This window comes from Lutibacter sp., assembly GCF_021647475.1.
GTDB lineage: Bacteria > Bacteroidota > Bacteroidia > Flavobacteriales > Flavobacteriaceae > Lutibacter.
Window position 1 is genome coordinate 1 of record NZ_JAKIUR010000069.1, and the last position, 11,997, is coordinate 11,997.

The window sequence follows — 11,997 nt, forward strand, 5'->3', positions numbered from 1 at the left end:
AAAACAATATTAAAATGAACTTCAAAGACAAAAAAAGAAGTGAAAATTACATTTTTTGACAAAAACCAATCTAAAATTTATCTAAAACTTGGATTGGTGAAATTTGTTGAATTTTGCAACGGTCTTAATCTGTTTCTTTAGAGCAAGATAACCACGTCGCTAATGCTCCCCGTTATGACATGCATTTATTGTTATTGCGTTATTTTAGAAAAGTTAAAGAAATCTATATGTTTAACATAATAATAAAATAAAAGTAACACTGTTTTATTTTGTCATTGCGAAGTTTTTGAAAAAACTGTGGCAATCTGTTTATTTAGAATGAGATAACCACGTCGCTAATGCTCCTTGTTATGACATGCGTTTATTGTTATTGCGTTATTTTAGAAAAGTTAAAGAAATCTATATGTTTAACATAATAATAAAATAAAAGTAATACTGTTTTTATTTTGTCATTGCGAAGTTTTTGAAAAAAACTGTGGCAATCTGTTTCTTTAGAGCAAGATAACCACGTCGCTAATACTCCTCACTATGACATTTTATTAACCTTACCTTATTCCTCCTCATTAAAATAAACTTTGTAAAATTTCATTTTTTTCTCCTCATCATATCCTTTTTCCAAATACTCAATAGCCGCATCTGGAGCATCAATATCTAATTTAATTTGAATATTAGTATCTAACTTTATTTCGGTTTTAATTTTTTGTTTTTGTTTTTTAACCACAATATCAGAAACCGCAAACTGATTTAGAACTAATACATCATTTGCTTCTTCAAATTGTTTTTTGTAGGAATCAAACAACTCTTTTTGATCTTCTTGTTCATTAAATACTTCATCTTTAAAATCGTGGATGTTCACCGTTTCATTTTCTTTAAAAAAATCGACAGTTTTAGCTAAAAATTTAGATTTTTCTTGAACTCCAAAATCTTCTTTTAAAATTTCCTCAGAAAATTCTTTACACATTTCTAAATAATTTTGAGTATGTTGATTGCTATCATTTGCATATTTTAAATTTAAAAAATGATTTACCCAATAATTGGCATCGTAATTATTAGCATCTACACTTAAAACCACTTTACCATCCGCATCTGAAGTATTAATAATTAAGCAGCCTTTATCTAATTTTTTAGTACTAATTCCTTTTTGAACTGACACATCAAAACTATTTTTATCTATATAGGTTTGAAAAAAATCAAGTTTATTTTCAATTTTAAATATCCCTATTGCATTGGTTAACACCTCATTATACTCAATATCTTCAAAAATTGCTACAAGTACATCTCCTGTTTTTATTTGTGCTGAATTAGATTGCTCGTACAAATGATTAACAATATGTTTTGATAGTTCCACAAATGAATTTTCATCTTTAAAAATTTCAGTAGCGTAACTATTAATTTCATTTAAATCAATACTTGCATGGTGATTAAACCGATAACTTTGTGCTAAATTAACAAAGGGTTTTAATAAAAAAGGAATCATTAATTCGTAACTTTCCTGATCAAAAGTTAGTTCATTTTCTGAAAATATGTTGGTTGCAGAGTTAAATTTATTTCCAACTTTATGAATTATAAATTTGCTTATACTTGCTCGATTTCTTTTAATCATATTTAAAGTTTTTAACCGAACAAAAGTATTCTTTTTACCTTTAAATCATATTAAATTACAATGCTAATTTTAATTGATCTGGTAATAATTTAAAACTTTTTCTATGATATTTTGTTGCTCCTAAAGTTGCAATAACACTTCGATGCTTTTTTGTTGGATAACCTTTATTCTTATTCCATTGATACGCAGGAAATTCTGAATGAATTTTACACATAAATTCATCTCGATACGTTTTTGCCAATACAGAAGCTGCCGCAATACTCATATATTTTGCATCACCTTTTACAATGGTTTTAAAAGGAATGTTTTTAAACGGATTAAATTTATTGCCATCTACAATAATATGTTCTGGCGTTATGGCTAATTTAGATATTGATTGATGCATTGCCAAAATGGATGCTTGCAAAATATTAATCTCATCAATTTTGCTTTCAAATACAAATGAAACCGCAAATGCAAGTGCATGTTTTTCAATATATGGTTTTAATAGTAACCGTTTTTTTTCAGACAATTGCTTAGAATCATTTAATAAAGGATGTTCAAAATTTGCTGGTAAAATAACCGCAGCCGCAACAACTGGGCCTGCCAAACAACCTCTGCCTGCTTCATCGGTTCCTGCTTCAAAACAATTTTTTAAATAGTATTCTTTAAGTGCCATAATTCAAATTTAGAAAACATTTTCAATTCTTTTAATTAATTCATAATTATTTTAAAAACCAATTTGTATGTCCATAATTAGTAATAATAAAGAACAACGTCATGCTGAACTCGTTTCAGCATCTCATTTTAGTTTGATAACCAGTGTTTTATAGAATACGACCCTGAAACAAGTTCAGGGTGACGGACACTATGTAAGATTACGGAGAATCAGAAAACCACTCTAAATTTTTATTTAACTAAACCACAAAATATACGTTGGTTCAATTCGTTCAAATATTTTACCTTTGCGACTTAATGAATTATATGAAAAAAATAATTTTAGTTTTCTTTTTTGGAATTTTTGCTTTTACAACGTTACAAGCACAATTTGTAAAACGAACTCGTAATAACGGATTGTTTTCAAAAGACAGCACTTCATTTAATAAAGAAGTTAAAATTAAATTAAGTGGAAAAACTAATTATAAAGATTATAAAATAATTGATATTAACAATGATACTACTATTGTTGATACTACTTTAACCATAAAAAAAGATTACAAATTCAATTTTATCCGTAAAGATGATTTTGAATTATTACCGTTTCATAATCAAGGAGAAACTTATACAACTTTAGCCTATTCATTTGAAAATGAAAACATTATACCAACTATTGGCTTTTCAGCAAAACAATTCAACTATTACACTTTAAATGATATTAACTATTATTACGTGCCAACGCCTACTTCTGAATTAATGTACAGAACAGGCATGCAACAAGGTCAACTTTTAGATGCTTTTTTGACATTAAACACCTCAAAACAATTTAATATTTCAATTGCATACAAAGGACTGCGGTCATTAGGAAGATACCGTAATACCTTAGCAAGTCACGGAAATTTTAGAACTTCTTTTAACTATCACACTAAAAATAAACGTTATTTTCTTAAAGGACATTTTTACTCCTATGATTTTTCTAATCAAGAAAATGGTGGATTAACTGATCAATCTGTTTTATTTTTTGAAAGTAACGACACCAATTATATAAAAAGAGAACGATTAGATGTTAACTATGCCAATGCCACAAGTTTATTTGAAGGAAAACGCTATTATTTTGACCAATCTTACACGTTATTTACTAATAAAAAAGAAGTTGTAAAAAAAGTAAAAAGGAATAGCAAACCTGCTTTAAATAAAGAAGCCTTAATAGCTACTAATTTAAAACGTAAAGAAAGATTGATGGCAAAACTAGATTCCATAAAAATCAAAAAGATGGATTCCTTACCCAAAATTAGCACTCAAAATCAAAATAAGAATTCCATTACTATAAAAGTAAATAAAAAGATAGATTCCTTGCCAAAAGAATTTGCCAAAATTATAACAAAAGACACTCTAGCTGTAAAAGCAAAACTGGAAACCAGTTTAAAAATTGGTTCTTCATTTTTATACGAAACCAAACACTACCGTTTTAATCAAACCGATTCAACTTTAGTTTTTGGTAGTGCTTTTGCTAGTCCAATTGTGGATCATACCTCCTATCAAAAATCAATTAGTGAATTGTATGCACTATTTACTACACCTTATTTAGGAACATTAAAAACTGGTATTTCTAATTTTAATTATAACTATCACTATAATAGTATTTTATATTTAAACAACACTACTATTCCAGATCATTTAAAAGGAAATGCAATTGCTGTAAATGCAGATTGGAATACACATTTTGGTGAAATTTTTCTTAAAGCAAAAGGTTCAACTTTTATAACAGGAACTATTACCGGAAGCTCATTATACGCATCGGCTTCTTTTAAAAAAGATAGTATTTTAAATATTGAAGCATTTGCAAAATTCACTTCAAAAGCCCCAGATTTTAATAAACAACTATACCAAAGTGATTATATAAATTACAATTGGAGAACTAATTTTAATAATGAAAAATATACATCAATAGGTTTTCAAATAAATTCACCAAAATGGGGAACGGCTAAAGCCAGTTATAATTCTGTAAATAATTACACTTACTTTGATGAAAATTCAAAACCTACACAAACTTCTAATACTTTAAATTATTTTAGAGTGAAAGCTGAAAAATCACTTCATTATAAAAAATTTACCTTAGCAAATACCGTATTATATCAAAAAGTATTAGATGGTTTTAATTTTTTTAGAGTTCCAGAAATTATAACTCGAAACTCTCTTTATTTTTCTTCTTATGTATTTAAAGGAAAACCTATGTATTTACAAACAGGTGTTACTTTTAAATATTTTTCAGCATTTAAAGCAAACGCTTTTAATCCATTATTAAATGAATTTGTTTTACAAAATAATTCAGAAATTGGAAATTATCCTATACTCGATTTTTTTGTAAATGCTCAAATTAAAAGAACTCGACTATTTTTAAAAGTTGAAAATTTTAGTGCAGGTTTTTCTGGAAGAAACTATTTTGCTGCACCAAATTATCCTTATAGAGACTTAACCGTTCGATTTGGTTTGGTTTGGAATTTCTTTATTTAATGATTATAACTCTTTTATGAGATTACTTCAGATTATACATAAAAGTTTATAATTTTCGCAATGACATTTCAATTTTTATATGAAAGATTCTGATTAACCATAGTTAGTAATAGTAAATAACAACGTCATGCTGAACCTGCCTGTCGGCAAGGCAAGCTCGTTTCAGCATCTCATCAACATTTGATAATTAGTATTTTTATTGAATGCGACCCTGAAACAAGTCCAGGGTGACGTATGTTATGTTAGATTATAGACAATCAGAAAAACTTTCATTAACCTCTTGCTATTTAGTTACCAGTTTTTTAATTTTTATTTTAAAAGCCGCAAATAATAAAGTCATAATTGGGCTTAACCAGTTAAATATTGCATATACAAAATATTCATGAACACTAACGCCTAGTACTCCAGACTGATAAGCTCCACCTGTATTCCAAGGAACCAATGCCGAAGTTACGGTCCCAGCATCTTCCAAGGTTCTACTTAAATTTTCTGGTGCTAATCCTTTATCTTTAAATGCTTTAGCGTACATTTTACCAGGTACAACAATTGCCAAATATTGATCAGAAGCCGTTGCATTTAAAGTAATACAACTAAATACGGTACTTGCAAAAAGTCCAAAAACTGAATCAAATAAATTTAAGATAGAACTACTAATTTTAGCCAAGGCTCCAATGGCATCCATAACGCCACCAAAAGTCATTGCACACAAAATAAGCCAAATAGTACCTAGCATTCCGCTCATTCCTTTTGCTGAAAATAAATCGTTTAGTTTTTCATTTTTAGTAGCAATATCGGTTTCAACCGTCATCGCATTCATTACTGCAAAATATGCCGTGGTAAAAAAGGAAGTTGGTTTAGCAGTTAAATTTAATGTTCCTACAGCTTTTCCATCTTTTAAAATAGTGGTATTTCCTTCAAAAATCTGATTTACTTTTCTGTTAGCACTTGGCAATTCAAAAACAATTGGATTTTGTATGGTTATATGCTCGTTTTTTGATACTAATTTGTAGGTTCCCGGAGTTTGATAATTATTATTTGAAACATCATCCCAAGCTACTAAATGAGAAAACTCTTCAGGAATTTTTGTGACTTCATATCGCAAACCTTGACTCCAGATAATGGCACTTTGAAAAACAATGGCAAATAAACCACCTAATAAAGTTCCTATAATTAATGCAATTAACGGAGATGTTTTCTTAATGATTAAAGCAATAACCACTAAAGGAACCACAAAAAGCCAAGGAGTAACATGAAATGAAGATTTAATTCCTGCCAACATTTCATCCGTATTTGCAGTGCCAACTGTATGAATATTAAAACCTAAAATGATAAAAACAACTAAGGTAATTGTAATTGTTGGAACCGTGGTAATAGTCATATATTTTATATGTTCAAATAGATCTCCACCAGCCATTGCAGGAGCAAGATTAGTGGTATCTGATAGTGGTGACATTTTATCTCCAAAATAAGCACCAGACAGCACGGCACCAGCAGTCATTCCAGCAGGAACACCTAATGCATTTCCTATTCCCATAAGTGCAATTCCAACAGTTGCTGAGGTGGTCCAAGAACTCCCTGTTGCTATAGATACAATACAACAAATTATAAGTGATGCAGCTAAAAATATAGTTGGATTTAATATTTGTAATCCATAATAAATCATAGTAGGAATTATACCACTAATAAGCCAAGTACCCGCTAAAGCACCAACCATTAACAATATTAAAATAGCACTTGTTGTTGATTTTACATTTTCAGCAACTTCATCCATCATTAATTTATAAGGGACTTTATTAGCAAAGCCAACGATAGCTGCTACTGCGGCACCCATTAATAAAATAAACTGATTACTTCCGCTTAAAGCATCATCTCCATATACAAAAACATTATATGCCAATAAAGCAACCAAAACAACAACTGGCAACACCGCTTTCCAAATATTTAATTCCTTATTTTCAATAATGGTTACACCACCTGCTTTAAATTCTGAAATATTATCGTTTTTTGGCATCGTTTTAATTTAGAAATGTAATGATACATAAATTTAGAAGGTTATGCAAAAAAAAACCTTACTCAAAATGAGTAAGGTTTAACACTAAATATTTACTTTTTATTTATAAAACACTTTCTTGTTTTGTATTTAAAACACCAACTTTTTCCATACAATTTCTCATAGATTGGTAAGTGCGTTCAATATCATTATCCAAACCAATAGAAAAACGAACAATTCCATTTGAAAGTCCCATTTTAACTTGTTCTTCAGTAGGTATTTCAGAAGAAGTACTTGTTCCAGAAGCACTAAACAAAGTTTTATAAAAGCCTAAACTAACTGCCAAATAGCCTAAATTTTCGTTTTGCATTAATTCCATTAATTCATTAGCTTTTTCAATAGTTCCGACATCAATAGTCATAATTCCGCCAAAACCATATTCTTTATTATTCATCGTTTTAAAAAGCTCGTGATCTTTATGACTTTTTAATCCTGGATATACCACTTTTAATCCATCTTTTTCAAAATGATCTGCTAAATAGAGTGCATTTTCACTGTGCTTTTTCATTCTAATATGTAATGTTCTTAAGTTTTTAAGTACACTAGCCGCACGTAAGCTATCCATAACTGGACCTAACAACATAGCAGCACCGTCCTGTACACTTCGCAAATCATTAATAAATTCTTGTGTACCGCAAACTACACCTCCAACCGTATCATTTGTGCCATTTATAAATTTAGTTAAACTATGTATAGTTACATCTGCTCCTAAGTTTTTAGGCGTAAAAATTAAAGGCGTAAACGTATTATCCACCACTAACTTAACATTGTGTTTTTTAGCAATTTTTGATAACTCTGGAATATTTGCAATTTCTAATAATGGATTACTTTCTAACTCGCAATAAATTATTTTTGTGTTTTTAGTTATTGCGGCTTCCACACTTTCCAAAGAAGTTATATCAACAAAAGAGGTAGTAATATTAAGTTTTGGTGCAAAATTTTTCATAAAAGCATAAGAGCCACCATAGATTGTTCTACTTGAAACAATATGATCTCCTGCCCCACAAATTTGTAACAACACTGAAGTAATAGCACCCATACCAGAAGCTGCAACATTTGCTGTTTCCGTGTGTTCCATAGCTGCCAAAGCTTCTCCTAAATATAAATTACTTGGGCTAGAATGACGTGAATATAAATAACAACCTTCTGCGTGACCTTCAAAAGTATCAAGCATGGTTTTTGCATGCAAAAAGGTATAGGTTGCTGAATCTGAAATGGAAGGATTTACACCTCCAAATTCTCCAAAATACTGTAAATCTTGTATTTTATCGGCTGGTTTATTGCTCATAATACGAATTGTTTTTATTATAAATTTACAATATTACAAATTATTAAACTGAATAAAATTGTTATTTTGGTGTTATTTTCTATATTATCAATCATTTAAAGATTTTTTTTCTATAATTAATCAAAATAATTTATATTTTTAGAAAAATTTTCTATTTATGATTTCCTTAGACCACATAGACTTAACCATTTTAAATATCTTACAATTAAATTCAAAAGCAAATATTAAAGAAATTGCTTTAAAAGTTGGATTAACACAAACGCCAACCTATGAACGTATAAAACGTTTAGAAAAATTAGGAGTTATTGAAAAGTACGTTGCTATAATAGATAAAACAAAAATTGGATTTACCATTGAAGTTTTTTGCCAAGTAACGTTACAGGTTCATTCTAAAAAGTTAATAATTAAATTTGAGAATGCTGTTTTAAAAATAGATGAAGTTATGGAATGTTTTCACGTAGCGGGCAATTATGATTACTTATTAAAAGTAATTGTTAAAGACATGAAAAGCTATCAGTTATTTTTAAAAAATAAATTATCTGTTTTAGACTCTGTTTCAAATGTTCAAAGTACTTTTGTATTATCGGCAACTAAAAGTACTGGCGTATTAAATATTACTTAATTTCAATTACAATGCTTAATTTTTGGCTATAATTGTTATTTGTAAATCAAATTTATCACGAATAAAGGAATCTTTTAAATTATTAAAAAAGGATTTTGATTTATATTTCACATTAAAATCAGTTCTATCAATTTTAAACGTTTCTGTAGTAATTTTAACCGTATTCTGATTAATTAATATAGTAGCTGGTATGGTTATTTGTTTAGTTATATTCTTTATTGTTAAATCTCCTACTAAGTAGGTTTTTCCTTCAATATTTTCGATGGTCTTTATATTGAATTTAGATATTGGATATATTTTAGTGTTAAAAAAATCAACTGATTTTAAATGTTTTTCTAATTTTGCACTTCCACCATTATCAGTAATAGTGTTCATATCAGCCACAAAATTTCCTTCTATTATTATATCATTTTCAACCTCAACAATTCCACTTAATAATTTTATGGTTCCTGATTGTGACCCCATTGGTTTAAAACCTTTCCAATGAATAATGGAATTTTTTGAATCTATTTTAAATTGAAAACTTGATTGAGCGTAGATAGAAACAGAGCATAGCAATAAAAAAATAGCCGTGATTGATTTTAAAAATAGTGATTTCATAAATTAAATTTTAATTTTTTTAGTATAGACAATGATACAAAAAAACGCTTAACCAAAAATAATTAAGTGTTTGAAAGACTTTATTTTAACAAAATATTATGCTTTTATTAGAACAACCTTTTCTGTATTTTTAGCTATCCTCTGTTTAAAGAATTCCTTTAACTGAGCATAATACGTTGCTGAAATAACAGATGAATTAATTTTTAATAATGATATAATATTAATTTTATTACCTACTTGTGTAACTGAAAATTTAAAAACACCTAAATTATCAGGAAGGCCAATTGCAAAACTTTTTGGAATGGATTCCACAACATAATCACTTGGTATAACTATACTTACAATTTTTTTATTACTATTAGGCATTCCAAAATCAATTGGATAATCTCTTTTTTCCAATTTAAACGGATTTTTGGTTTCTGCCATAAAAAACAATGGTGAAAAATACATTTTGTTACCAATAATATCAACTCCTTCCTCCGAATAAAATTTATACATTACAATTACTGGCTTATAAATATTGTTTTTGTTTACAATTCTAAAGTCTGAAATTTCAATATTTCCATAATCTTCTTCAATTTTACCGATAACATCTTCATCCTTCACTTTTCTATATTTATTTCTAAATTTCAATGCCTCATAATTTTTATATTGAGTTCTTTTCATTCCTTGCATTTCACCATCTTCATTTATAGTTATTTGTGTATTAGCATTTAAATCAGCAGGTTTTGGTATTAAATTTACCCAAGTAGAACTTTCATTTTCTCTTATAATTCTTCCTTTCCAATTTAAATCTCTCAATGGCAGTACATTTGGTGTGCTATTTTCTTCTGTGGCATCAAAAAGCACTACATTATTTTCAGTCTCAACACATGCAATTACATAATTAAATCTGTTCAGAGTAGGGAAAATTGGAACGCCGTGGGAACGAGTACTTAATATAATTGGGTTTGCATTTATATTAGCAGCTCTAAGCATTGCAACAAGAATTAAGTTGATATCAGCCACACTTCCCTCTCCTTTTTTATAGGCATATCGTACTCCTTTATAACTATATTTACCGTAGGTGTTATTCCACTTTACTTTATGTTTAACAAATTCAAAAATGGCTAACATCAACTCATTTTTATTGCTAAATTTATTTCTTAGAGCTATTAAATCTTCTTTAAAATAAGATGTTTTTTTAAGTTCCCCACCAAATTCACTACTTCTAGCAATGGTTTTAGCAACATCATCCCAGGTTTGAGTATAGTTTTTAAGTATTTCATTTGGCCATTTTAAGGTGGCTAGCTCATAATGAATTGCTGATTTATAATTATTTATATTATCAACAAAAGGTTCGTCTAATAATGCTGGAATATTATTTTTATTGATTGTTGAAATATTTAAAAAAAGATTTATTCTATCTTTAGAAAAAGACGTTCCAGTAACATGATTTTTAGTACTTCTATTTTTAGATTGCAGCTCTATATACGAACTCTTTTCCACTTTTTGTAAAGGAATATCAAGAAAGCCTGTTTCCCTAATGCTATACATATAATACTCTGGAATTTCAATTTTACAACTAATTTTTTTTATAGGAATCTCTGATTGAAGTTCTACATTTCTTATATCTCTGTATGGAGAAGTAATTCTATAGGTCCATTCTATCACACAGCCATCGCTAATATTTGGCATGGTGAATTTTTTATTTGACCAATATTTATTTTCTTTCTCATCAAAAATAGCTGATTTTTTTAATTTGAAAGTCTCAATTTTTCCGTTTTTTAAGGTAAACGTTTTTGCATTTGAAATAGTCACTTTTTCTGATTTCATTGGGGGATTGTAATAACTAATTACTTTAGTTGCCCAATTATAACCTTCGTGATTATATATTTTAATTCTTTCCTGAACTTCTGTAATTATTTTAAAGCCTTCTTTCTGAACATATTTAAAATAAGTTTTCCTTTTCTTGTATAAATAAGCTGCATTTGCGGAAGAATCCAACGGATATGCTTTTTCTTGTAATTCTTCTTTAGACACCTTGCCTACTTTATAATTTTGAGACATAACTAACTGACTAACAGCTAGTAATATTATGGTGAGTATTATCTTTTTCATCAACTATTTTGTTAAAATTATTTTAGTATTATCGTATTTTCGTATTTGTTGTCTAAATTTTCTATAGGCATCATACATTTCTTTTGGAAATTGACCTTTAATCATTTCTAGTTTTCTTGAGTAGAGATAATGTGTTTCATCTACTTTTTCAAAATTCATCATATACATTCCAAAGTTGTTTTTTATTTCAACTTTTTGTGGTAAATAATCTATTTTAAAGTTTGGAGGAAGCTTAACTGTAACACTATCAATATCTGTATAACTTTTAGATATTTCAAGTGGCAACTTTCTATTTTTCAACCGTTTTGGAACATATGTATTTTTATTAAAGGCATTAATTACAATCAACATTTGATTATTAATAATAGTAGCATAATCAACCGCATTAAAAGATAAATATTCTTCAAAAACAGCCTTTTCTTTATTATTTTTTATAGTTGATTTTGTAAAATGAATGTTATTAACCTCGCACAAATAGGTATTTAATTTAAGCGGCATATTTTATACTTGGATGTTTAAAGTATTTTGCTACTCTTTCATTATTATTTTGCAACATATTCATATGATTTTCCAAATTTTCTTTT

General features: G+C 28.2%; 9 protein-coding genes. 2 read left to right on the forward strand and 7 right to left on the reverse strand.

The window, feature by feature from the left end; genetic code table 11:
• Positions 1 to 550 precede the first annotated feature (550 nt).
• Together L3J60_RS12290 and L3J60_RS12295 are read right to left on the reverse strand one after the other, a co-directional pair.
• On the reverse strand, positions 551 to 1,603 hold the full coding sequence (locus tag L3J60_RS12290) for a nucleoid-associated protein (RefSeq protein ID WP_291975853.1): 1,053 nt from the start codon (positions 1,601 to 1,603) through the stop codon (positions 551 to 553).
• Between the two features lie 55 nt (positions 1,604 to 1,658).
• A complete protein-coding gene (locus tag L3J60_RS12295) occupies positions 1,659 to 2,261 on the reverse strand; it encodes a ribonuclease HII (RefSeq protein ID WP_291975854.1) in 603 nt (200 codons plus the stop codon).
• A gap of 305 nt (positions 2,262 to 2,566) precedes the next feature.
• Between L3J60_RS12295 and L3J60_RS12300 the strand changes: the two genes are divergently transcribed.
• Positions 2,567 to 4,753: a putative porin gene (locus L3J60_RS12300; protein WP_291975855.1), complete on the forward strand. Its 2,187-nt coding sequence runs from the start codon at positions 2,567 to 2,569 to the stop codon at positions 4,751 to 4,753.
• 283 nt (positions 4,754 to 5,036) lie between these two features.
• Here the strand turns inward: L3J60_RS12300 and L3J60_RS12305 are convergent, their stop codons facing one another.
• Positions 5,037 to 6,764 carry a Na+/H+ antiporter NhaC family protein gene (locus L3J60_RS12305; protein WP_291975856.1) on the reverse strand — a complete coding sequence of 576 codons (1,728 nt, stop codon included), beginning with the start codon at positions 6,762 to 6,764 and terminating at the stop codon, positions 5,037 to 5,039.
• Positions 6,765 to 6,867: 103 nt separating this feature from the next.
• Positions 6,868 to 8,091: an aminotransferase class I/II-fold pyridoxal phosphate-dependent enzyme gene (locus L3J60_RS12310; protein WP_291975857.1), complete on the reverse strand. Its 1,224-nt coding sequence runs from the start codon at positions 8,089 to 8,091 to the stop codon at positions 6,868 to 6,870.
• 157 nt (positions 8,092 to 8,248) lie between these two features.
• Between L3J60_RS12310 and L3J60_RS12315 the strand changes: the two genes are divergently transcribed.
• The gene (locus tag L3J60_RS12315; protein ID WP_291975858.1) at positions 8,249 to 8,713 is read left to right on the forward strand and encodes an Lrp/AsnC family transcriptional regulator; all 465 of its coding nucleotides are present in this window, start codon (positions 8,249 to 8,251) and stop codon (positions 8,711 to 8,713) included.
• A 15-nt stretch (positions 8,714 to 8,728) separates the two neighbouring features.
• On the opposite strand, the gene L3J60_RS12320 is transcribed toward L3J60_RS12315, so the two are convergent.
• The 3 genes from L3J60_RS12320 to L3J60_RS12330 all read right to left on the reverse strand — a co-directional run bounded on the left by L3J60_RS12320 (position 8,729) and on the right by L3J60_RS12330 (position 11,911).
• Complete coding sequence (locus tag L3J60_RS12320) at positions 8,729 to 9,313, reverse strand: YceI family protein (RefSeq protein ID WP_291975859.1); 585 nt, start codon at positions 9,311 to 9,313, stop codon at positions 8,729 to 8,731.
• Between the two features lie 96 nt (positions 9,314 to 9,409).
• Positions 9,410 to 11,413: a DUF3857 domain-containing protein gene (locus L3J60_RS12325; protein WP_291975860.1), complete on the reverse strand. Its 2,004-nt coding sequence runs from the start codon at positions 11,411 to 11,413 to the stop codon at positions 9,410 to 9,412.
• 3 nt (positions 11,414 to 11,416) lie between these two features.
• Positions 11,417 to 11,911, reverse strand: coding sequence for a hypothetical protein (locus L3J60_RS12330; RefSeq protein WP_291975861.1), 495 nt, complete (start codon positions 11,909 to 11,911; stop codon positions 11,417 to 11,419).
• Positions 11,912 to 11,997 lie beyond the last annotated feature (86 nt).